General features: G+C 67.8%; 23 protein-coding genes and 1 riboswitch. Of the genes, 13 read left to right on the top strand and 10 right to left on the bottom strand.

Features of this window, described 5'->3' with window-relative positions; translation table 11 throughout:
* Window positions 1–2: 2 nt before the first annotated feature.
* From R2910_01560 to R2910_01545, 4 genes are read left to right on the top strand one after another with little or no spacing between them, the layout of a single operon-like run.
* A complete protein-coding gene (locus R2910_01560) occupies window positions 3–686 on the top strand; it encodes a thioredoxin domain-containing protein (protein MEZ4411657.1) in 684 nt (227 codons plus the stop codon).
* Window positions 687–700: 14 nt separating this feature from the next.
* On the top strand, window positions 701–1,108 hold the full coding sequence (locus R2910_01555) for a vitamin K epoxide reductase family protein (protein ID MEZ4411656.1): 408 nt from the start codon (window positions 701–703) through the stop codon (window positions 1,106–1,108).
* Window position 1,109: 1 nt separating this feature from the next.
* Window positions 1,110–3,044, top strand: coding sequence for a potassium transporter Kup (locus R2910_01550; protein ID MEZ4411655.1), 1,935 nt, complete (start codon window positions 1,110–1,112; stop codon window positions 3,042–3,044).
* 2 nt (window positions 3,045–3,046) lie between these two features.
* Entirely contained in the window at window positions 3,047–4,981 is a 1,935-nt protein-coding gene (locus tag R2910_01545; protein MEZ4411654.1) for a KUP/HAK/KT family potassium transporter, read from the top strand.
* A 139-nt stretch (window positions 4,982–5,120) separates the two neighbouring features.
* Here R2910_01545 and acs read toward each other — a convergent pair whose 3' ends face one another.
* Window positions 5,121–7,073, bottom strand: a complete 1,953-nt coding sequence (gene acs, locus R2910_01540; GenBank protein MEZ4411653.1) for an acetate--CoA ligase — start codon at window positions 7,071–7,073, stop codon at window positions 5,121–5,123.
* A gap of 212 nt (window positions 7,074–7,285) precedes the next feature.
* Window positions 7,286–7,369: riboswitch (cyclic di-GMP riboswitch) on the top strand.
* Window positions 7,370–7,464: 95 nt separating this feature from the next.
* On the opposite strand from acs, the gene R2910_01535 reads away from it, so the two are divergent.
* Genes R2910_01535 through R2910_01510 form a run of 6 tightly spaced genes read left to right on the top strand, consistent with a single transcriptional unit; the run spans window position 7,465 to window position 10,427 of the window.
* On the top strand, window positions 7,465–7,779 hold the full coding sequence (locus R2910_01535) for an STAS domain-containing protein (GenBank protein ID MEZ4411652.1): 315 nt from the start codon (window positions 7,465–7,467) through the stop codon (window positions 7,777–7,779).
* Window positions 7,780–7,839: 60 nt separating this feature from the next.
* A complete protein-coding gene (locus R2910_01530; protein MEZ4411651.1) occupies window positions 7,840–8,208 on the top strand; it encodes a response regulator in 369 nt (122 codons plus the stop codon).
* The gene (gene ccmA / locus R2910_01525; GenBank protein ID MEZ4411650.1) at window positions 8,192–8,911 is read left to right on the top strand and encodes a heme ABC exporter ATP-binding protein CcmA; all 720 of its coding nucleotides are present in this window, start codon (window positions 8,192–8,194) and stop codon (window positions 8,909–8,911) included. The genes R2910_01530 and ccmA overlap by 17 nt, the downstream gene beginning before the upstream one ends.
* On the top strand, window positions 8,904–9,584 hold the full coding sequence (locus R2910_01520) for a heme exporter protein CcmB (protein ID MEZ4411649.1): 681 nt from the start codon (window positions 8,904–8,906) through the stop codon (window positions 9,582–9,584). Before ccmA ends, R2910_01520 begins: the two co-directional genes overlap by 8 nt.
* Window positions 9,581–10,282, top strand: a complete 702-nt coding sequence (ccsA, locus tag R2910_01515; protein ID MEZ4411648.1) for a cytochrome c biogenesis protein CcsA — start codon at window positions 9,581–9,583, stop codon at window positions 10,280–10,282. Before R2910_01520 ends, ccsA begins: the two co-directional genes overlap by 4 nt.
* On the top strand, window positions 10,272–10,427 hold the full coding sequence (locus R2910_01510; protein MEZ4411647.1) for a hypothetical protein: 156 nt from the start codon (window positions 10,272–10,274) through the stop codon (window positions 10,425–10,427). Before ccsA ends, R2910_01510 begins: the two co-directional genes overlap by 11 nt.
* An 82-nt stretch (window positions 10,428–10,509) precedes the next feature.
* On the opposite strand, the gene R2910_01505 is transcribed toward R2910_01510, so the two are convergent.
* From R2910_01505 to R2910_01465, 9 genes are all read right to left on the bottom strand, one after another.
* Window positions 10,510–11,181, bottom strand: coding sequence for an aquaporin (locus R2910_01505; GenBank protein MEZ4411646.1), 672 nt, complete (start codon window positions 11,179–11,181; stop codon window positions 10,510–10,512).
* Window positions 11,182–11,243: 62 nt separating this feature from the next.
* On the bottom strand, window positions 11,244–12,488 hold the full coding sequence (fabF, locus tag R2910_01500; protein ID MEZ4411645.1) for a beta-ketoacyl-ACP synthase II: 1,245 nt from the start codon (window positions 12,486–12,488) through the stop codon (window positions 11,244–11,246).
* Window positions 12,481–12,945 carry an SRPBCC family protein gene (locus R2910_01495; protein ID MEZ4411644.1) on the bottom strand — a complete coding sequence of 155 codons (465 nt, stop codon included), beginning with the start codon at window positions 12,943–12,945 and terminating at the stop codon, window positions 12,481–12,483. The genes fabF and R2910_01495 overlap by 8 nt, the downstream gene beginning before the upstream one ends.
* The gene (locus R2910_01490) at window positions 12,945–13,637 is read right to left on the bottom strand and encodes a methyltransferase domain-containing protein (GenBank protein MEZ4411643.1); all 693 of its coding nucleotides are present in this window, start codon (window positions 13,635–13,637) and stop codon (window positions 12,945–12,947) included. The genes R2910_01495 and R2910_01490 overlap by 1 nt, the downstream gene beginning before the upstream one ends.
* Window positions 13,634–14,122: a flavin reductase family protein gene (locus tag R2910_01485; GenBank protein ID MEZ4411642.1), complete on the bottom strand. Its 489-nt coding sequence runs from the start codon at window positions 14,120–14,122 to the stop codon at window positions 13,634–13,636. The genes R2910_01490 and R2910_01485 overlap by 4 nt, the downstream gene beginning before the upstream one ends.
* On the bottom strand, window positions 14,119–15,336 hold the full coding sequence (locus tag R2910_01480) for an FAD-dependent monooxygenase (GenBank protein ID MEZ4411641.1): 1,218 nt from the start codon (window positions 15,334–15,336) through the stop codon (window positions 14,119–14,121). The genes R2910_01485 and R2910_01480 overlap by 4 nt, the downstream gene beginning before the upstream one ends.
* Window positions 15,333–16,097, bottom strand: coding sequence for a DUF92 domain-containing protein (locus R2910_01475; protein ID MEZ4411640.1), 765 nt, complete (start codon window positions 16,095–16,097; stop codon window positions 15,333–15,335). The genes R2910_01480 and R2910_01475 overlap by 4 nt, the downstream gene beginning before the upstream one ends.
* 8 nt (window positions 16,098–16,105) lie before the next feature.
* Window positions 16,106–16,354 carry a zf-HC2 domain-containing protein gene (locus tag R2910_01470; GenBank protein ID MEZ4411639.1) on the bottom strand — a complete coding sequence of 83 codons (249 nt, stop codon included), beginning with the start codon at window positions 16,352–16,354 and terminating at the stop codon, window positions 16,106–16,108.
* Window positions 16,351–16,917 carry a sigma-70 family RNA polymerase sigma factor gene (locus R2910_01465; protein ID MEZ4411638.1) on the bottom strand — a complete coding sequence of 189 codons (567 nt, stop codon included), beginning with the start codon at window positions 16,915–16,917 and terminating at the stop codon, window positions 16,351–16,353. Before R2910_01465 ends, R2910_01470 begins: the two co-directional genes overlap by 4 nt.
* A 107-nt stretch (window positions 16,918–17,024) precedes the next feature.
* Between R2910_01465 and R2910_01460 the strand changes: the two genes are divergently transcribed.
* The 3 genes from R2910_01460 to R2910_01450 all read left to right on the top strand — a co-directional run bounded on the left by R2910_01460 (window position 17,025) and on the right by R2910_01450 (window position 22,539).
* Window positions 17,025–17,663, top strand: coding sequence for a hypothetical protein (locus tag R2910_01460; GenBank protein MEZ4411637.1), 639 nt, complete (start codon window positions 17,025–17,027; stop codon window positions 17,661–17,663).
* Window positions 17,660–18,844 carry a M24 family metallopeptidase gene (locus R2910_01455; GenBank protein MEZ4411636.1) on the top strand — a complete coding sequence of 395 codons (1,185 nt, stop codon included), beginning with the start codon at window positions 17,660–17,662 and terminating at the stop codon, window positions 18,842–18,844. The genes R2910_01460 and R2910_01455 overlap by 4 nt, the downstream gene beginning before the upstream one ends.
* A 368-nt stretch (window positions 18,845–19,212) precedes the next feature.
* Window positions 19,213–22,539 (top strand): TonB-dependent receptor, encoded by a 3,327-nt coding sequence (locus R2910_01450; protein ID MEZ4411635.1) that lies wholly within the window; start codon window positions 19,213–19,215, stop codon window positions 22,537–22,539.
* Window positions 22,540–22,547 lie beyond the last annotated feature (8 nt).

Here is a 22,547-nt window from a genome sequence, read left to right as displayed (position 1 = left end):
CCATGGCCGGATCCAGCTCGCTGAACCGCTTCTACCTCATCCTCCTCGTCATCGCGATTGGCGGCGGCGGGCTCCTCTACTGGCAGGTGCGCCGTAACGTGCCATCCATATCCTCGGATGTGGTGGTGACGGTGGCGGACACGGCGGGCTTTTCAGGCTACTACCTTGGTAACGAGGGCGCCCCCATCGTCATCACCGAGTACGCCGACTACCGCTGCTCCCACTGCCAGGCCTTCGACCTGGTCCAGTTTCCTGATGTGGTTCGCCAGTTGATTCAGACGGGCCAGGTGCGGTGGCGGTACAGGGATTTTCCGCTTGGCAGGAATCCGGTGTCGACGCTGGCCGCGCATTCGGCCGCCTGCGCGGACGACCAAGGCAAGTACTGGGAGCAGCACGCGGCGATCTACCGGGGCGGGGCCCAGTGGTCTCGCGAAACAGAGCCATCCGGCACCTTCCGGGATTACGCCGAGAAGGTCGGCCTCAATATGAAGGCCTATGACGAATGCATGATGTCCGCCAAGTTCGCCGGCCGCATCAAGGCGAGCTATGACGAGGGGGCGACGGCTGGCGTCGGGGGGACGCCCACCTTTTACGTGAATGGCCGCCTCTACTCGGGCAACCCGACGTCCGACGCCTTCAAGCGAATCGTCGATTCGCTCACCCCGGCACCCGCCGCCGCCCCGTGAAGTTCCGGATGGGGGTGGCCGTGCTCAGCCTGACCGGGCTGATGATTTCTGTGTATCTCTGGATGTTCAAGCACGGGTACATCGGAGCGCTCGCCTGCGGAACGGGGGAGTGCGCCACCGTGCAACTCAGCGAGTACAGCAGTTTTCTCGGCGTGGACGTGGCGCTCCTCGGCGCGCTGGCCTACAGCGCACTTCTGGGTCTGGCGATGCTCGGCCTCCAGCCGGGTTGGATCGACCGGCGGGAACCCACGCGAGCCATGCTGCTGCTCGCGGCCGGCGGGGTGCTGTTCGCCGCGTACCTGACCGGGCTTGAGCTGTTCGTGATTCACGCGATCTGCCGGTGGTGCGTCGGATCCGCGGTCATCATCGTGCTCGTCCTGATCCTGACGGTGCTGGACCACCGCCGGCTGGCCCGTCGCTGAAATGAGCTCCCACCACGACGCAGGCCAGGCCCGCAAGGCGGGGCTCGCCGCCCTTGCCCTCGGGGCCCTCGGCGTCGTGTACGGAGACATCGGTACCAGCCCGCTGTACGCCATGAAGGAGGCGTTCACCGGGGCACACGGACTGCCACCCACCCCCGAGAACGTCTACGGGGTTCTTTCACTGATTTTCTGGTCGCTCAACTTCGTCATTTCCTTCAAGTACATCGGCTTCGTGATGCGGGCGGACAACCGGGGCGAGGGGGGCATCATCGCCCTCCTCGCCCTCGTCCGCTCCCGCAAGGCCACCGGCCGGGGACAGGCCATCCTCGTGGGGCTCGGCCTTCTCGGCGCGGCGCTGCTCTACGGCGAGGGCATCATCACCCCCGCCATCAGCGTCCTGGGCGCGGTCGAGGGCATTGCGGTGGCCTCGCCCACGTTCGCGCACTTCGTGGTGCCGATCGCCCTGGTGATCCTGGTTGGCCTGTTCTGGTTTCAGCACCACGGCACCGACCGGATCGGCAAGGCCTTCGGGCCGATCATGGTGATCTGGTTCGCGTCCATCGCCGTCCTGGGGGTCCGGGGCATCACGATGCACCCGGAAGTGCTCCGCGCCATCAACCCCTGGTACGCCGTGGAGTTCTTCATCAACGACCGCCTCGAAGGGTTCCTGATCCTCGGCGCAGTGGTGCTGGTCATTACCGGCGGCGAGGCGCTCTACGCGGACATGGGGCACTTCGGTCGCAAGCCGATCCGGTTGGCGTGGTTCGCGTTCGCCCTGCCGGCGCTCCTGCTGAACTACTTCGGGCAGGCGGCGCTCCTGATTCAGAGCCCCGGCGTTGAAAACCCCTTCTTTGCCCTGGCGCCGGATTGGTTTCTCTACCCGATGATCGGGATCGCGACGCTCGCGGCGATCGTGGCCTCGCAGGCGCTGATCTCAGGGGCGTTCTCCCTGACGCGTCAGGCCGTCCAACTCGGCTACAGTCCCCGCGTGACGATCGTGCACACGTCGCGGACCGAGGCCGGGCAGATCTATATCCCCGAGGTGAACCAGGCGCTGGCCGTCGGGTGCATCCTGCTGGTGCTCGGTTTCCGGAGCGCCACCAACCTGGCGGCGGCGTACGGCATCGCCGTCACCGGCACGATGGCGATTTCCACGCTGCTCTTCTTCCGCGTGGCGCGTGACCTCTGGCACTGGAAGCTGGCGGCCGCGGCGTTGCTCTGCACCCTGTTTCTCCTTGTCGATCTCTCCTTCTTCGGCGCGAACATCATCAAGTTTGCCGACGGCGGGTGGTTCCCGATCCTGGTGGCCGCCCTCGTGTACACGCTGATGACCACCTGGAAGCGGGGGCGCGCGAAGCTCACCTCCCTGGCACAGCAGACCAGCCTCCCGATCGACCTGTTTATCGCGGATGTGGCCAGGCGCCCGCCCGTCCGGGTACCCGGCACGGCGGTGGTTCTCACCTCCGCGCTCGACGTTGCGCCGCCGGTCCTGCTGCACCACCTCAAGCACAACAAGGTGCTCCATCAGCGGGTCATCCTCCTCTCCATCGTGACGGAGGAGGTGCCGCAGGTCTCGGCCGCGGAGCGGGTTGAGTCCCGCGAACTGGGCGAGGGGTTCTGGCGGGTGGTGGGCCACTATGGATTCATGGAGAGCCCGGACGTGCCGGCGTTCCTGACCAAGCTTGGCGAGTCGAACCTCCCGGGGTCGCCGGACCCCGTCTTCCTCACGCAGACATCCTTCTTCCTCGGCCGGGAGACGTTGATCGCCACGCCACGCGGCAAGCTCCCGAAACGGCTCCCCGGCGACCCCCGACCGATGCCGTACTGGCGGCGGAAGCTCTTCATCATCATGACGCGGAACGCGCAATCGGCCGCGGCATTCTTCGGCCTGCCACCGAACCGGGTCGTCGAGCTGGGGGCGCAGATCCAGATCTGACCATGACTTCCCACGACAACCGAGCAGGGCATGATCACGGCACACGGCTGGGCGCGCTGGCGCTCGGTGCCCTCGGCGTCGTCTATGGTGACATTGGGACGAGTCCGCTCTATGCGTTGAAGGAGGCGTTCACCGGCTCGCACGGCCTCTCCCCGACTCCGGCCAACGTCTACGGCGTCCTCTCGCTGGTGTTCTGGTCGCTCAATTTCGTCATCTCCTTCAAGTACATCGGATTCGTGATGCGGGCGGACAACCGGGGGGAGGGCGGCATCCTCGCTCTTCTGGCGCTGGTCCGTTCCCGGGGGGTGCGCGGCCGGGGACAGGCCGTGCTGGTGGCCCTGGGACTCTTCGGTGCCGCCCTCCTCTACGGCGACGGGGTCATTACCCCGGCCATCAGCGTCCTGGGTGCCATCGAGGGGCTGGAGGTGGCCGCACCCGCGCTCGCCCATGTCGTCGTGCCCCTCTCGGTGCTCATTCTGGTGGCACTCTTCTGGTTCCAGCGCCATGGCACCGACCGGATCGGGCGGGCGTTCGGGCCGATCATGCTGGTCTGGTTTCTCTCGCTCGCGGTGCTCGGGGTGCGGGGCATCAGCATGCACCCGGAAGTCCTCCGGGCCATGAATCCGTGGTACGCCCTGGACTTCTTCATCGAGGATGGATTGCGGGGCTTCCTGATCCTCGGTGCCGTGGTCCTGGTTGTCACCGGCGGGGAGGCGCTCTACGCCGACATGGGGCATTTCGGCCGGCGCCCGATCCAGCTCGCCTGGTTCGGCGTCGCCCTGCCGGCCCTCCTCCTCAACTACTTCGGGCAGGCCGCCCTCCTGATCCAGACGCCGGGCGTCGAAAATCCGTTCTTCGCGCTGGTGCCGGGGTGGTTTCTCTATCCGATGATCGTCATCGCCGCGATGGCCGCGGTGGTGGCCTCACAGGCGCTGATCTCCGGCGCCTTTTCCCTCACGCGGCAAGCGGTGCAGCTGGGGTACAGTCCGCGCGTGACCATTGTCCACACCTCGCGTACCGAGGTGGGCCAGATCTATGTCCCGGAGGTCAACCAGGCGCTGGCGGTCGCGTGCATCCTCCTGGTCATCGGGTTTGAAAGCTCGTCCAACCTGGCCGCCGCGTACGGCATCGCCGTCACGGGGACGATGATCATCACCACCATCCTGTTCTATCGCGTGGCGCGCGATCGCTGGCAGTGGAGCCTCCCCGTCGCGGGCACGCTCTGCGGGCTCTTCCTCCTGGTCGACCTGGCCTTTTTTGGCGCCAACATCGTCAAGTTCGTGGATGGCGGATGGTTCCCGGTCGTGGTGGCGGCCGGCGTGTACACGCTGATGAGTACCTGGAAGCGGGGGCGGGATCGAGTCAAGGCACTGGCCAGCGAGTCCAGCCTTCCGATCGACCTGCTGTTGTCCGACTTCGCGGCGCATCCCCTGGTCCGCGTCCCGGGCACGGCGGTGTTCCTGACCTCGGCCACCGACGTGGCCCCCTCGGTGTTGCTCCACCACCTGAAGCACAACCGGTCGCTGCACCAGCGGGTCATCCTGTTGTCGATCGTGACGGAGGAGGTACCGCAAGTCGATGCGGGAGACCGTCTGGAGAGCACAAGCCTGGGAGAGGGGTTCTGGCGTGTGGTTGGACACTACGGGTTCATGGAGAGCCCCGATGTGCCGGCGCTCCTGACGCACATGGATTCAGTGGAGTCAGCAGATGTGCCTGCCCGGGTGTTCCTGACCCAGTCCTCGTTCTATCTCGGGCGGGACACCCTGATCGCCGCACGGGCGCCAAGAACCAGGCGGAGCGCCGGAGGACCCCGGCCGATGTCGTATTGGCGGCGAGTGCTGTTCATCGTCATGACGCGAAATGCGCAGTCGGCCACGACGTTCTTCGGGCTTCCACCCAATCGAGTGGTCGAACTCGGCGCGCAAATACAGATCTGAAGAACTGGACCCCGGCTTGCGCCGGGGTGACGGCCTTCACACCATCCGGCCCCGCTGCCCCGCTGCCCCGCTGCCCCGCTGCCCCGCTGCCCCGCTGCCCCGCTGCCCCGCTTCCCCGCTTCCCCGCTTCCCCGCGTTCTTACTCCTTGTCCTCGTACGTCTCCTTCAGCCGTGCCACCACGTTCGGGTCCGCCAGTGTGGTGGTGTCGCCCAGCGCCCGTCCTTCGGCAATGTCCTGCAGCAGCCGGCGCATGATCTTGCCGCTGCGGGTCTTCGGCAGGTCGGCGGTGAAGATCACGTCGTCGGGCTTGGCGATCGCGCCGATCTTCCGGGCGACATGCTCGCGCAGGTCGTCGCGCAGCTCCGCCGATGCCTTGACCCCCTCCTTGACGGTCACAAACGCGGCAATGGCTTGTCCCTTCAGTTCGTGCGCCTTCCCCACCACGGCGGCTTCCGCCACGCCCGGGTGATCGACCAGCGCGCTTTCCACTTCCATCGTCCCGATGCGGTGCCCGGCCACGTTCAGCACGTCGTCCACCCGGCCGAGGAGCCACCAGTATCCGTCGTCGTCCACCTTGGCGCCGTCGCCGGCGAAATAGCGACCGGGGAAACGGCTCCAGTACGTCTCACGAAACCGGGCGTCGTCGCCGTAGATAGTGCGGAGCATCCCGGGCCACGGTTCCGTCAGGGTCAGGAATCCGCCGCCCTTGGCCATCGGCTTGCCGGTGGTGTCCACCAGCTCGACGGAGATCCCCGGGAAGGGGGTCGTCGCGGAGCCGGGCTTCGTGGTGGTGACGCCGGGGAGCGCGGTGATCATGATCCCGCCGGTCTCGGTCTGCCACCAGGTGTCCACGATGGGGCAGATTCCCCGGCCGATGTGCTCGTGATACCACATCCACGCTTCGGGATTGATCGGTTCGCCGACGGTGCCGAGGAGTCGCAGTGTCGACAGGTCGTGTTTGGCGGGAAACGCCGGGCCCCACTTCATGAAGGCCCGAATGGCGGTGGGTGCCGTGTAGAACACGGTCACCCCATGCCGGGCCACGATCTTCCAGAACCGGTCCTTCTCCGGCCAATCGGGTGCGCCTTCGTACATGAGGACGGTGGCGCCGTTCGCGAGCGGGCCGTACACCACGTACGAATGGCCGGTCACCCAACCCACATCCGCGGTGCACCAGAAGATGTCTTCCTCACGCAGGTCGAAGACGTACTTGGTGGTGGCTGTCACCTGGGTGAGGTAGCCCCCGGTGGTGTGGACGATGCCCTTCGGCATCCCGGTGGTGCCGGAGGTGTAGAGGATGAACAGCAGGTCCTCGGCCTCCATCGCTTCGGCGGGGCAGTTGGGGCTCTCCTTGTCGAGCAGCCGGTGCCACCAGTGGTCACGGCCCTCCGTCATCTCGGCGAAGCTCTCGTCGCCCTCGCCGGCCGGCCGCCGACGGACGACTACCACGTGCCGAATGCTCGGGCAGTCCGCCACCGCCTCGTCGGCAATGCGCTTGAGCGGCAAGACCTGTCCCCGCCGATAGCCGCCGTCGGCGGTGATGAGGACGGTGGCGGTGGCGTCGTTGATCCGGTCGCGCAGGGAGTCCGCCGAAAAGCCGCCGAAAACCACCGAATGCACCGCGCCAATGCGTGCGCACGCCAGCATCGCGATCGCGGCCTCGGGGATCATGGGCAGGTAGATGGCGACCCGGTCGCCCCGGCGGACGCCGAGCCGCTTGAGCGCGTTGGCGGCGCGGCCGACCTCGCGGGCGAGCGCCCAGTAGGTGTAGACCCGGCGGTCGCCCGGCTCGCCTTCCCAAATGATGGCGGCCTTGTTGCGGTGGGGACCGGCGAGGTGCCGGTCGAGGCAGTTGGCGGCGACATTCAGGGTGCCCCCCTCGAACCATCGGGCGTGCGGGGGAGTCCATTGGAGGACGCTCTTCCAGGGCGTTATCCAGTCGAGGGCCCGGGCCTGCTCTTCCCAGAACGCCAGCCGGTCACGGGCCGCCGCGTCATACAGCGCCGGGGTGCCTGCGGCACGCGCGGCGAAATCGGCCGGCGGGGGGAAGCGCCGTTCTTCGGAGAGGAGGGTGTCGAGATGGTCGGCCATGAGCGGAGGTCCTCCGGTCGAGTCGGGTCCGTACGGGGCGGCGGCCCTTGCAGGGAAGCCGCGGAGATGGCGGAGTGCGGGAGGCGAAGCCGCTGAAGGCCTTTGCAGTCTCGCCGCAACCGGTTGGAAAACAACATGTTATGCCGATGGCACCAATTTCGCCTTTTCCAGCGGCGGGAGGCATCTTGCCCCCGGAACAATACAACTGATCCGCCCGATAATAGCACACCCGGAGCGATCCGGGGCCGCAAAACTGGAGGTCTCATCCGGATCGGATGAGATAGCTCGGTGCCGAAGGTGGAATGCACACGACTCGATGAGCGTGGCGTTTCGGCCGGTTGGCGTGGCGAAACGACCACGCTTTGCTTATACGGGCCAGGGAGAACGCCGTATGGTGCCCGATACCCAGATTGTCCGAGAAATGACCGCGCCGGCTTCGTTGGGACTCGAGACCCGCGCCACCTTCCGCCAGGCCGCCGTCGGCGTCCTCGAGGAGATGCCCGTGGGGGAGAGCCGCCTGGTCATCGATCTGAGCGGCACGCAGCACGTGGACTCGGCGGGCCTCGGTGCGCTGATGCTGGTTCAGCGTCGCGCCGGCGAGCGGCGCCAGCGCGTGACCCTCCGCTCGGCGAGCGAGGAACTCCGTTTTCTTCTCATGCTCACCAAGCTCGAAGACCTCTTCGAACTGGAACCGAAGCAGGCGTAGTCTTATACTCCGTGGACGCCCACCGCTCCGGCGGGCGATCCGTGCCTTCCGGGCGGGGTGATGACCGATCAGCGAGCACCACGGCGGGTGTTGTTCATCGAAGATGAGCCCGCCCTGCGCATCAGCTACGAACGCTTCTTCCGTCCGCGCTACGCCATGACGTTCGCGTCGTCGGGCGCGGAGGCGCTGGCGCGGGTCAGCGAGGAAGCGCCGGACGTGGTGGTTCTCGACATGCGCCTCCCGGACACCGACGGCGTCGAACTCCTCCGGCGCATCCGTGAATCCCACCCCGACGTCCCCGTCATCATCACCACCGCGTACGTGAGCGTGGAGCCACAGCTCCGCGTACTGGACCTGGCCCACAGTGCCTACCTGATCAAGCCCTTCGATCTCGATGAACTCGGCGCGGCCATTGACCGAGCCGGCTGACGCTCCGCTGCTCTCGGCGCGCGGACTCGTGCGCGCGTTCGGGGCACTGCAGGTACTGCGCGGGGTGGACCTCGACGTCCGCCCGGGCGAACTTCTGGCCATTGCGGGCCCGAACGGCGCCGGCAAGACGACGTTGCTGCGCTTGCTGGCGGGGCTCATGCGGCCGAGCGCCGGCGAGGTGCGCATTCGCGGCCAGCGGGTGACCCGCGACGACCCCTCGCCCCGCCGCGCCATCGGGCTGCTGTCGCACCACACCTTTCTCTACGACGACCTTACCGCGGCGGAGAACCTGCTGTTCACCGCCAAGCTGTACGGCCTCCCCGATGCCGCGGCTGCCACGCGCGCGGCGCTGGAGGAGGTCGGGCTGTCGGCGCGGGCCAACACCCCCGTGCGCCACCTGAGCCGCGGTCTCCTGCAGCGCGCGGCGATTGCCCGCGCGCTCCTGCACCAACCGGACATCCTCCTCCTCGACGAGCCGTTCACCGGGCTCGACGCCCCATCCGCCGACCGGTTCCGGGCATTGCTCGCGTCCCAGCTTGCCCGGGGCCGGGCCCTCGTGCTCGTCAGCCATCACCTCGCGGAAGCGTGGGAGCTGGCCACGCACGTGGCGGTGCTGGCCGGGGGGCGCTGGGCCCTGGAAGGACGGCGCCCTGCGGACCTGACGGCATTCCACACCCGCTACGCCGAGTTGGTGCATGGCTGAGTTCCTGCGGTTGGCATTGGCGATTGCCGGGAAGGACATCCGGCTTGAGCTCCGGAGCCGCACCGCGCTCCTCTCGGCCATCGTCTTTTCGGCGCTCGTACTGGTCGTCTTCAACTTTGCGCGCGACCCCACCGCCCTCGCCGCCGTGGACCTCGCCCCGAGCGTCCTCTGGGTCACCTTTGCCTTCGGTGCGGTGATCGCGCTCAACCGGGCGTTCTACGTGGAGCGCGAGAACGCCGCGCTCGACGGCATCCTGCTGGCGCCGGTACCCCGCAGCTCGCTGTACGTGGGGAAGCTGCTCGCCAACCTGGCGTTTGTCGGGGTGGTGGAGGCCGTGGCGCTGCCGCTGTTTGTCCTTTTCTTCAACGTCAACCTCGGGCATGCCCTGCCGGGCATCCTCGGCGTGACGGCGCTGGCCACGATCGGGTTCGTCGCCGTGGGGACGATTTTCAGCGCCATGGTGGTGCGGACCCGTTTTGCGGAACTGATGCTGCCGGTGCTGCTGCTCCCGTTCATGGTGCCGCCGCTCGTCGGGGCGGTGCAGGTGACCGCCAAGCTGCTGGCGGGCCGCCCGTTGAGCGAGATGGTGGGCTGGCTTAGGTTACTGACGCTCTACGACATCGGTTTCGTGACCCTCTGTATCCTCGTCTTTCCGGCGGTCGTCGACGAATGACTCCAGACATTCTTGCCGCAACCCGCATTGTCCGCCGTGGGCAGGTGCTGACGGTCCTCGGACTGCTCGCCGCCGCCGCGGTCTATGTCATCGCGCTGTTCTACACCCCAGTGGAAGTGCGCCAGGGGCTGGCCCAGAAGATCTTCTACGTCCACGCCCCGGCGGCGTGGGGCGCCCTTGTCGCCTTTGCCGTCGTCGGCATCGTGAGCATCCTCTACCTGTGGTTGCACGACGAGCGGCTGGATCTCTTTGCCGCCAGCTCGGCCGAGGTCGGCATCGCCTTTTCCCTCGTGATGCTCACCACCGGTCCGATCTGGGGCAAGACGGTCTGGGGCACCTGGTGGACGTGGGACGCGCGGCTCACCCTCACGCTCTTCCTCTTCTTCCTCTTCGTGGGGTACCTGGCGCTGCGGGCGGCGGTGCAGGACCGGGGCGAGCGGGCCCGGTTCAGCGCGGTCGTGGGGATCATGGGCCTCGTGCTCGTGCCCTTCATTCACCTGAGCGTCTACCTGTTCCGGACACTCCACCCGCAGCCGGTGCTGCTCAAGCCGAGCGCGCCCTCAATGCCGCCGGAAATGCTTCGCGCGCTGCTCTCGGGAATGGCCGCGTTCACGATCCTCTACATCGGGTTCGTTGTCCTGCGTTACGGCTTGGCACGGCTGGAGAACCTGCGCGAAGGAGCTGGCGATGCCCTTTGAGACCCCCCAGAACGGCGGATTCCTCACGGCGGCGTACGTGGTGGCGGCGGTGATCTATGTCGCCTACGCGACCAGTCTCTTCCTGCGCGCGCGTCGGGCCATGCGACAGGCGGGGCAGAGGGGCAGCGGGGTGGGGGGCCAGTAGGGACGCAAGACGCTGTGCCCGGCAAGACAAACGGCCCCTGGCGATTGCCGGGGGCCGTTGTCGTTCGGGTGCTGCCGTCTCGTCAGTCGGTCGCTTTGGGGAGGAGCACCTTCTCCCAGAGGAACGCCGCCACGAGGGCGCCGAGAATCGGGCCCACCCAATACACCGCCTGGCTGATCCACTGGCCCGACACGAGGGCGGGGCCGAAGGCGCGCGCCGGGTTCAGGGCGGCACCGGTGAGCGGGCCGCCGATGAGCACACCGATGAAGAGCGTGAGCCCGATGCCGAATCCCGCAATCTTGGGCGCTTCCGCTGAAACGGCGGTGCCAAGCACGGCGCTCATCACAAAGAAGGTCAGGAGCGCTTCGATGGCGATCGCGGTCCCGAAGGTGGTCGTCGCGGCGATCGACGGGGTGCCGAGGGCAAGCACCTTGCTCACGCCGCTGGGGAGGATGGACTGGAGCACCAGCGCGGCGACCGCCGCGGCGGCGAGCTGCGTGACGATATACAACCCGGCGGCCTTGGCGTCGATGCGCCGGATGGCGAGCATGCCAGCGGTCACCGCGGGATTCAGGTGGCCGCCGGAAATCGACATGGTGGCGGTGACGCCAATGGCGAGCGCGATGCCGTAGGCGAACGCCACGCCAAGCAAGCCGAAGTCTGCCTTGGGGAAGTTGGTTGTCATCACGGCGCCAGCGCCGAAGAACACGAGCATGAAGGTGCCGAAGAACTCAGCGACCAGCCGACGAGTCATGCGATGCATCCTGCTACCTCGCGAATCGGGGAAGGGGGCCGTCCAGATGGCGCCGAATCTAATCAGTCGGCGCGGCGCAGCACCAGCGCAGCGTTGATGCCGCCAAACCCGAAGGAGTTGCTGAGCAGGTACTCGGGTGCCGCGGCGCGACCGCCGCTCGCAAGATAATCGAGGTCGCAGGCGGGGTCGGGAACCTGGAGGTTCAGCGTCGGCGGGAGCCATCCGCGGTGACTGGCCAGCGCGCAGATGGCCGCCTCGATGGCGCCGCTCGCCCCGAGGGCGTGGCCGTAGAACCCCTTGGTGCCGCTGATGGCCAGCTGCCGCGCGTGCGCGCCGAAGACCTGCTTGAGCGCGGAGGTTTCGGTCGAATCGTTGAGCGGCGTGGATGACCCGTGCGCGTTGACATACTCGATGTCGGACGGCTCCACGCGCCCCTCGGCAAGCGCCAGGCGCATGGCCCGGGCGGCCTGCGCGCCGTCGGCGCGTGGGGCGGTCATGTGGTAGGCGTCGTTGGTGAGGCCAAAGCCGCAGAGTTCGGCGTAGATCTTGGCGCCTCGCGCCAGCGCGTGCTGACGCTCCTCCAGCACCAGAACCGCGGCGCCCTCGCCCATGACGAAGCCGTCCCGGCCGACATCGAAGGGGCGGCTCGCGGTCCCCGGGTCGTCGTTGCGGGTGGACATGGCGCGGATAATGGCGAACGCCCCGAAGCTGAGCGGGGCGAGCGGCGCCTCGGCGCCGCCGGCGATCATCACGTCCGCGTCGCCCCGCATGATGGACCGGAAGCCGTCGCCGATGGCGATGGTGCCCGAGGCGCAACTCATCCCGTTGGTGCTGTTCGGGCCGGTCACCCCGAATGCGATGGCCACATTGCAGCTCGCCGCCCCCGCGAAGACCATCAGCGCCAGTCCTGGATCCACCGCCCGGATCCCGCCCTCGACATATCGGGCGTGCTCCCCCTCCGCCATGCCAATACCGCCGAGTGCGGTCCCCATCATGACGCCGACCCGGTCGCGGTCCTCCTTGGCCAGGTCGAGCTCGGCGTCGGCCAGCGCCATCCGGCTCGCCGCCACGCTGAACTGGCCGAACCGGTCGATCCGCCGCGCCTTCCGCTCCTCGATGTGGTCGGTGGCATGGAAGTCGTCCACTTGCGCGGCGATCCGTGTCCGGAAGGGAGCGGGGTCGAACCGGGTGATGGTCCGCACGGCCGACTCGCCCCGCTGCAGGCCGGCCCAGAGCGCTTCGACGCCGATCCCGATCGGCGTGATGGCACCGATTCCGGTGATGACGACCCGTCGCGTGTCACTCATGGGTGGCCTCCACGGCGCGCGCGAGGCCGGCGAGGGTGCGCGACGCGATGCCGTGCACGAAGACGGGACCGATGACCCACTCGGCGGCTGGCACTCGGATCAGCGGCCAGGATGGACCTTCCCAGGTATGCACGATGGTAACTTCCGTTTCGTTGGTCCCGCGTGGAACGACACTCCAGACGACATCCATTCCCCGGGTAATGCCCCGGACGTGTCGATACCGCACTTCGCGGCGCGCCGCATCGATCCACATCTCCGATTCCCACCACACCGGCCAGGCCAGCGGTCCGAAGGGTCGGAACGCAGCCATTTCCACCACCCCGCCATCGGCGCGCCGGTCGTTGAAACGCACCCACCGATAGTGCGGCAGGTGTTCGGGCCAGCGCTCCACGTCGGCGGCGGCCTCGAACATCGCGGCCGCGGGCGCCCGCACGATTCTCCGGTCTACCGTTCGCATCAGGCCGTGCTCCAGTACGCCACCAGGCGAAAGCCGGGCCGGTGGGCGACATGGGCCGTGTGGCCGGCGCGAGCGGTGAGTGCTTTCAGTTCCCCGGCGTGGTACCCGCGACGGACGGAGGTGATCCCGTCGGCGCGCGTCACGGGGTCGAAGCCGAGGATGGCGCTGCCGAGGCGGAAACCGGCGACCGCCAGCTCGGAGCGCCTGAGGTCCGCGATCACGACGCCGATTCTGGCCAGCCGACTGACCGCGCGAAAGAGATCGACGACCGCGTCCGCTGCCAGATGATGTACCACCTGGCTGAGCAGGATGATGTCGACTGCGTCCTCCCGCACCGGCAGGTGGCCGGCGCAGCCGAGAATGGTCGGCACGCCGCGCGCCGCCGCAAGCGCCGCGGCGACGGGACTTCGCTCGAGGCCGATGGGGTGCAGCACCTGGCCGCGTCGGGCCGCGCGCCGCACCGCCGCGACCGGGAGGTCGCCCGCGCCGGTCCCGATGTCCAGCAGGGTAACGGCACGACGGGTGCCCGCGTCGCGCAGCAATTGATCGATGCCCCACAGCGCCGCCGCCCGGCCGCCGAACCACCGGTTGGCGCGGGAAATATTGGCGAGCGAACGGGCAACGACGACCGGGTCGGCGTCGGGATCGTCGAGCAGTTCGGTGCCCAGGGGAGCAGCGGCGGGGGATGTCACCCGTGGTTGAGGTCGGTGTATCCGCCCCGGAAGTACACCAGCGGGGCCCCGTCCGTCGTGGCGCCGCGCAGGACGCGGCCGACCACGATCGTGTGATCTCCGCCGGGGAAGGTGGCGTGCGGCACGCACTCGATCGAGGCGAGGACGCCCTCGAGGACCGGCTGCCCCTCCGGCGAGGTGTGATAGCCGATACCGTCAAACCGGTCGAGGTGCTTCGCGGCGAAACGCCGGGAGAGCGTTTCCTGTGACGCCTCGAGGATGTTGATCACGAATCCGGGGGCGGCGAGCAGCGCGCCATACAGTTCGGCGGCGTGGTCGATGCAGACAAGCACGAGCGGTGGATCGAGGGATACGGAGGTCAGGCTGTTGGCGGTCATTCCCGCCGGCTGGCCGTCGGGCAGCGTCAGCGTGATGATGGTGACGCCCGTGGCGAACCGTCCGAGGAGCTGGCGGAAGTCGGCGGGGTCGAGGTCGGGCCGGCTCATAGCATCATCCGGGTCAGGAATCGTGGGTTGAGAACGCGACCGGTCGGCACGAAGTCGCCGGTGACACCGATCAGGGTGTGCGCCATGTCGGGGCGTCGGCCCAGCCGGCCGACGGCGTGGTCGAAGACGGATGGAAGGTACATCCCGTACCCGATGAGCCGCTCGACGATCCACTTTCCGGCGAACGCCTGTCGCCGGAGCTGCCGGTACGGTGCGAGGGCAGTGGCCGACGGGATGCCCGGCTGTTCCAGCGCGCCGCACGCCGTGTCGGCCGCCATTTGCGCGCCGCGCAGCGCGGAAAAGATGCCCTGGCCGGTGAATGGGTCGAAGAAGTCGGCCGCATCGCCGACCAGGAGGGCGCCGGGGGCGGTGACGCGGCCGGCCCGGGAGGCGAACGGCCCGGTCACCAGCACCTCCCGCTCCAGGCGGGTGGGATCGATGCGGCCGCGTACACCCGGAAAGCCCTCGAGCGCGGCAAAGAAGAAGCCGGTCGCATCACCGCGGGCGTTCGCCGCACGGTGCTGCGGAACGACCAGCGCCACGTTGTACAGGTCGGCGCCGATCCGGTTGAGTCCGACATAGCCATCGTCGCCGACGTGCATTTCGGCGGTGGCGCCCATGCCCGACACCCCGCTGAGGTGGGCCACGAAGGCCACGCGGCGGGGGCGTGCGCTGATCCGCCGGCCGATACGTCGCGAAACCAGCGAACCGAGGCCGTCGGCTCCGATGGTGAGCCGCGCACGAATCGGCGCATGGCGTCCATCGGGGCCCCTGACCAGCACACCCGCCACCGCGCCCCGATCGTGCAGCAGTCCCTCGACCCTGGTCTGTTCCCGGACCTCGGCGCCCGCCTCGCGGGCGGCCCGCACCAGTCTGGCGTCGAGAATGCGCCGCGGCAGCGACAGTCCCGACGGTCGGAACGGCCCCGGTGTGGCCTCCCGGAAGAGCCCGGTCAGGCGGCTCCCGCGGGGAGCGATGACCGTTGTGCCTGCGAGGGCGACGGCCCCCGCGGCTTCGAGATCGGCGACCACACCGAGGCCATCGAGCAGCCGGACCGCTTCGGGGCTCATGTACTCGGAACAGGGCTTGTCCCGCGGGAAAGTGGCGCGGTCCACCACCACGACGCGCCAGCCGGCACGGGCAAGGTGCACGGCCGCGGCGCTGCCGGCGGGCCCGGCGCCGGCGATCAGGACATCCGCGTCGGTCGCGCTCACAACAACCCGCTCCAGCGATGTCCGGCGGCCCAGCCGGCCGCCGTGGCGGCGATGGTCGCGAGTGCGTTCACCCAGTCGTTGCTCATCCAGGCCCAACCTCCGAGGAATCGCGTCGGGTGGCCGCAGCGGTGGACGGTCCGTTCGCTTTCCTGATGGCAATGCTCACATCGGAACCTACCCTGCACTCCGGCACCAAGCACTGCGTCGAGCACCATCCCGCCCATGCCGATGCCGACGACCGCCAGCGCACCAATCCATCCGATGATCGGCACGGCGGACGCCGCGACGAACGCGGACCCGATCCCTGCGCCGGCGGTTCCGAGCGCCGTGATTCCTCCGCTGGTCCCTGGTGGTACCACCTGAAGGGTCAGGATGTGCCGCGGCTGGACGGAACTGTGGGCGCCGACGGCGGTGGCCCAGGTATCGGCGGCGGCGGCCGAGAGCCCGGCCGCGAAGGCGATTGCCGCGCCGGGGCCGCCGATGGTGAGGGCGAGCGCCGGGGCGCCACCGTTCGCGAGCACTTGCCAGGCGTCACGTCGGTCGCCCTTCGGGTCCAGGGGGGAGAGGGGACCGGGCCAGAGCCGGGAGATGGCGCTGCTGGGGAGGAAGAAGGCCATCAGGACCACGCCGGCCAACCACCCTCCTGCGGCGAGGGTGGCGGTGCCGATGGCCGCCGCGGCCAGTGCCCCCGAGCGCGTCAGCGCGCCGACGCGCCATGCGCCGCCGGCCACGGCAGCTGCCACGAGGGCGGCCTGCAACATTCCCACTGTCAGGTCGGTGGGGTGCTCCGGAGTGCCTGCCGGATGCGTGAAACGACGGCGTCAGGGCAGCGAGTCCCCCTGGCCGCGCGCTCGAGCGCCGCCAGAAAATTGCGCTCGAAGTGCGCATGCTGGAGGCAATGCCCGCAGGCCGCGAGGTGGCTGGCGACCCGGGTCTCGTTCTCGGCGGTCAGCTCTTCCTTCAGGTAGTCCTGGAGGAGGGCGAGCGCCTCGGCACAATCGAGCTTCTGGTGGCTCATGCTTCCTTCCCCGGGCGGACGATGCCGGACTCGATCGCGTATTCCAAGAGCGTGCCCTGCAGTTGCCTGCGGGCGCGGAAGAGCCGGGACTTCACCGTTCCCACCGGCACTCCCAGCGTCTCCGCGATCTGGGCGTAGCTCAAGCCCTCCACGTCGCTGAGGACCACGACCTCGCGAAACTCTTCAGGGAGGGCGTCAATCGCGGTCACGATGCGATCGTCGACCAGCAGCCGGAAGAATTCTCCTTCAGGATCGTGCCCTGCCTGCTCGTGCACCAGGGCATGCGGTTCGGCCACGTCGATGTCCACCGTGACGGGCGCCCGACGCCGCCGTCGGTAGTCGTTGATGAACGTGTTCCTCAAGATGGTCAACAGCCAGCCGCGGGCGTTGGTTCCCTGCCGGAAGGTCTCCCAGGCCCGGAAGGCCTTGAGGACGGTGTCCTGCACCAGGTCTTCGGCGTTGGCCGGGTCGCCCGTGAGCCGCAACGCCACCCGGTACATCAGGTCGAGATGCGGGAGGACATCTCGTTCGAACGCGGTCTCGGTCGGTGGGGCGGTGGACATGAGTGGAATGTCCCCGGTCGCCGGACCGGGCGCAAGCGCCTCTGGTTCACGAGGCGATCCGTGGGTAACTTCTGCGCGTCTATGTCGAGGACTCCCTGCCGCATCCCATGCCGATGGTGACCGGCGCCGGTGATACGCCGGCGATCGTACCGCTCAGCCTCCTCGAGGCGCTCCGCAACCTCGACACCCCGGTTGGCGACGGGCTCGACGAGTTGGCCGGTGAAATCGTCTCGAAGCGATTCGGCCTGAGTTCCACGGTGGCGGCGCAGATTCAGCGCTATCAGGAGGCGCACCGGCGCGGGCTGCCGGTGCCGACGGAGGAGACTGTCGGCGTCTTTCGCCTCGTCGGCCGACGGCCCGATGCCGCGCTGGTGTATGCCGACGCCGGCCGCCGCGCCGCCCGCTACGCGGCCCGCCAGCGCTCCCTCCCGGTGCGCGCCCTGATGGCGTCCACGCCAGGGTTCATCCGGCGCCGGGTCGGGGCGGGGGCCGCCAGTCGGGCTGCCCGGCGGGTGTTCGGCGCCACGCTGGCCATTCGCGGCCGGTCCGCTGAAGCGGTCATTCCACAACCGTTGTCCCTGCGCGCCCTCCCTGACGGGCAGGCGTGCTCCTTCTACGGCGCGGCGCTCGCAGAAACGCTCCGCGTCCTCACCGGGTTCGAGGGGGCCATGGTCCACATGGCCTGCCGAGGCCGGGGAGACGACACTTGTCGGTGGCGAGCCGCCGCCGCGGAGGGGTATTCATGAGCTCCCAGGCATTGCCCGATCGCAAGCAGCTGGCCGACGGGCTCGACGCGGTTGGCGCCGACGGCTGGCTTCTGTTCGACTTCCACGGTCTCAATCCCGTGGCCGGCCGGGTGCTCGGTCTGGGCGGGATGGGGAGCCGCCGGCTCTTTGTGCTGCTGCCCCGGGACGGGGAGCCGGTGGCGGTCGTCCACAAGATCGAGATGCAGCCCCTCGAGGGGTTTCCCGGCAAGCTCTTGCCCTACGCCCGGTGGGAGGAGTTGCACGCCGCGCTGGGCTCGATCGTCAAGGGCCGTACCCTGGCGATGGAGATCTCACCCGACGACGCCGTTCCCTACCTCGACCGGGTGCCCCACGGGGTCATCCAGCTCATCACCAAGCTCGGGGGGACCGTCGTGCCCTCGTCGGGGCTGGTGACCCGGTTTGCGTCGCGATGGAGCGCCGCGGAGCTGGCTGACCATCGGTATGCGGCTGAGGCGCTGGCGGACATTGCGCGCAGCGAGCTCGCCTGGGCCGTCACGCAGGGGGGCACGGGGCTGACGGAGACCGCGCTGCAGGCCAGGGTGGTGGCGGCCATGGAGGCTCGGGGACTGAAGCTGACCACATTGCCCATCGTGGGCTTCGGCGCCAACGCCGCCAACCCGCACTACGAGCCTGAGGCGGGCAAGGACGCCACGCTCGCCAAGAACCAGGTCATCCTCCTCGATCTGTGGGGTGGGAAGGGCAGCACCACGACCGTCTTCGCCGACCAGACCTGGATGGGGTTCTCAGGGACCGAGGTCCCGGCGGAGGTCGAGGAGGTCTGGCGGACCGTGCGGGACGCCCGGGATGCCGCGATCGCCGCGGTACAACAGGGGGCGAGGGAGGGGCGCCCGGTGGGCGGCTTCGAGGGGGACCGGGCGGCGCGCGGGGTGATCGAGAAGGCGGGGTACGGGGAGTACTTCGTGCACCGGACAGGCCACTCCATCGACCGGGACCTCCACGGCTCTGGCCCCCATCTGGACGACTACGAGACCCATGACGACCGGGTCCTGATGCCGGGGGTCGGCTTCTCGGTGGAGCCGGGTATCTATATATCTGGGCGGATCGGGGTCCGAAGCGAGATCAACATGTACTGGGGTCCGGACGGCCCGGAAGTGACCCCGGCCGCCCCCCAGCGGGAGCTGATCAAGATTGGGGGGTAGCCCCCCCCTTCCCAAATCTGAAATCGGGGGATAAGCTTGTCGGGCGGGGTAGTGGCCGCACTGCTCCGCATCGTCCCATCCCGGTTTGTTGCATCTAGTTACACCCGGGTCCTGTCTCATTCTGGTTCGTGACAGTTCCTTGACACGTGATTTCGGTCACGTCATATTGATGAAGCTGACCGGGCCGCGGTCGGTTGTCTCGAAACATCATCGCAGCACCCTACGTGTGGTTTTCTCCCGCCGGCTTGTCCGGCGTATCCGCAGTCGCATTCCCCAACTCGGCGCTTCAAGCGCAAGGAGGGAAGCGCGTGCATTTCGTTGTTCGATTCGCAGGCAACACTGGGTTCACACCTTTGGAGGACGTGTCCATGAAGCAAAGTTGTGTGAGCGCCTTCACCCGTGCAGCGCGGTACCTTGCGTTGACGGCAGTCGTTCTGGTGACGGGAGCCTCGACGCTCTTCGCCCAGGCCTCGACTGGTAAGATTGAAGGCAAGGTGCGCGACCAGCAGGGCGCGCCAATCGCGAACGCGCAGGTCATCATCATCGGTACCAAGTTCGGCGCGCAGACCAACGCCGACGGCTACTACTTCATCAACCTCGTTCCCGCCGGCAGCGTCACGCTGCAGGCATCCTTCATCGGGTACAAGAAGACGCAGGTCACCGACCTCCGCGTCCTCTCCGGCCAGACGATCACGGCCGACATCACGATGGAGTCCACGCCCGTCGAAGTGACCGAAATCACGGTCGTGGCGGCGCAGAACGAGCTGGTGCCGCGAGACGCGGTCACCACCAAGCAGTCCGTGCAGGGCAATTACACCGAGAAGCTGCCGGTCGACCGGATCACCAACGCCCTGGCGTTGCAGCCGGGCGTCGTGGCGAGCACCGGCGGCGGGACGCTCTCCATTCGTGGCGGCCGGACCGACGAGCAGGCCGTGTACGTTGACGGTGTGCCGGTTGGCGCGGGCAACCGCGGCGGCGGATTCGTCACCGCTGGCGGCAACACGCTCTCCATCGGCACCAACGGCTTCGAAGACGCCTCGATCACGACGGGCGCCTCGTCCGCGCAGTTCGGCGGCGCGCAGTCGGGCATCATCTCGATCTCAACCCGGACCGGCGGCGACAAGTTCAGCGGCGCGGTCGGCTTTGAGTCCGACGGGCTCTTCGGCAACAGCGTGAGCCTCGGCTTCAACCGGGTCACCGCCAGCCTCGGCGGCCCGATCGTCAACAACCTGTCGTTCTTCGTCAGCGGTGCGCTCGAAGGCGCCGCCAGCACGGGCGCCGGGCAGGACCGGGCTAACTCGCCGTACTTCGTTCAGGCCGGTACCGACACCATCGTGGCGGTTCCCAGCGAACTCGGCAACGCGACCTCCGACACGACGTTCGTGACGGTCGACAACTTCGCCGTCTATACCGGCAAGTGCGACCAGACCATGAGCTACGCCGGAATCAACATCCAGAACAGCACCAACCCGGACATCGCCAATAACTACGGCGTGGATTGTCAGGGGATCCGCCTGCCTGGCACGGCCAACTCGAATTACGCCGTCCAGGGCAAGCTGAACTACACCTACGGCGCGGGCTCGCGCATCTTCCTCAGCGCGAACGCCAGCCAGGCCCAGGGACGCAACTTCACGTATGCGAACCTGTACAACCCGCAGGATATCTTCGGGAACACGGGCACCAACCGGGTCTACACCCTCGGCTGGACCCAGAACCTGGCGAAGTCCTCGGCGCGGGCCCTGGCGCTCGACGTCACGCTGTCGTACCAGATGGACGAGTTCATCCAGTCGCCGTTGACCCGGGCGTCCGAGGTCGACAGCCGCAACCCGTTCGGCGGGTTCATGATCTCGCCCCTGAAGTACCAGTTCGACTTCGACAACTTCCCGCTCAACCAGGACTTGCTCGACAACTTCCAGCAGAACAAGGCGGGCAGCCGGCGTTCCCCGTACGACTTGGAGAACACCGCCCAGTACTCCCTGGTCGACAAGTGGCGGAACAATGCCTACGGCCTCCTCGGCTTCTCCGAAGCCGGTGGCCCGACGGGCCGGCTCTTCCTGAACCAGGAAAACCGGTTCCTTGGCGCTGCCAACCTCGACTGGCAGGTCGATCGGTACAACCGCCTCAAGATCGGCGGCGGCTTTACCAACTACGACATCAAGTCCTACTCCTCGCAGATGACCAGTCAGGCCTTCTCTGATTTCTACATGGAGAAGCCGGTGGCCTACACCGGGTATGCGGAAGACCGGCTCGACCTCGGCGACGTGGTCCTCGTGGCCGGCCTCCGGTACGACTACTACAACTCCAATGCCTCGCACCCGCAGTACTGCGACTCGACGGGCGCGTGCCAGCCGACGGTCCGTATTTCGAGCAACCCGCTCTGGGATCCGAACGATATCCAGGCGTCGCTCGACACCATCTACACGCCGGACCAGTCGCACGACTACCTGTCGCCACACATCCAGGTGTCGTTCCCGGTGAGCGACCGCACCAACATGCGGTTCTCCTACGCCCACCAGGTCCAGCCGCCGGACTTTGCGCTGGTGCTCGGCGGGATCAACACCGACCTGGCCGTGACGAACACCAACCACGTCTATGGATCGGACCTGGACTTCGGCACCACGATCACCTTCGAGTTCGGCATCCGGCACGCCTTCTCGGATGACTTCGTGCTCGACTTCTCGGCCTACAACCGCGACGCCCAGGCCAACCAGGCCGGCCGTCTGCTGTCGCTCTACGATCCGCTCAAGCTGCAGAACCAGGACATCCGCATGATGACGAACGCGGACTACGGGAACTACCGCGGCTTCGACATTCGGGTGGACAAGCGGATCGGCAGCCTGTTCAACGGCACGCTGGCGTACTCCTTCAGCGACGCCAAGAACACCGGTTCAGATCCGTTCACGTACATCAACTTCGGCTCGCGAATCGTCAACCAGATCAGCGGTGGTAACGACCCGCCGCCGTCGGCCTACCTGCCGACGACCTACACCCGGCCGCACAACCTGGCCGGCTCGTTCTCGATGACCTTCCCGAACGAGTGGAATGCGGGCTCGACCATGGGCTCCATCCTTGAGAACGTCGGCTTCTATGCGACGTTCCGTGTAGCCAGCGGCACGGCCTACACTCGCTGCCCGGTGGAAACCGGCAACGAGTCGGTGATCTCGACCGGCGTCTGCGCCCGTCAGTTCCAGGGCGACGTGAACGGTTCACGCCTGCCGACCTTCCGGAACGCCGACCTCCGGGTCACCAAGGGCTTCCGGTTCGGCGGGGTCGACCTGACCGGGTACGTGGACGTCCGCAACCTGTTCAACTTCACCAACACGACCGCGGTCTTCGCCGAGAACAACAGCATCCAGAACACGGCGGAGCTGAACGAAACGTGGTCGGGCGACTCCTCGGGCTACGCCGACGAGGCGAAGGCGAACAATGGTGGCAGCGCCTACACGGCCAACGGCGACATGATCCTGCCGAGCACCGGCGCCTGCGGCAACTGGGTCACCCAGGACGGCAAGGCGGCTGCGCCGAACTGCATCTACCTGATCCGGGCCGAGGAGCGTTTCGGCAACGGCGACGGCACGTTCACCCAGGCCGAGCAGCGGCGCGCGTCGGAAGCTCTGTACTACACCAACCGCAGCGAGGCGAGCTTCACCGCCGCGCCACGCCGGATCCGACTCGGGTTGGAGCTCAATTTCTAACGTGAATG

Source organism: Gemmatimonadales bacterium (genome assembly GCA_041390145.1).
GTDB lineage: Bacteria > Gemmatimonadota > Gemmatimonadetes > Gemmatimonadales > GWC2-71-9 > SPDF01.
Note: the sequence above shows the minus strand (reverse complement) of the source record. Positions and strands in the feature narration are given on the sequence as shown.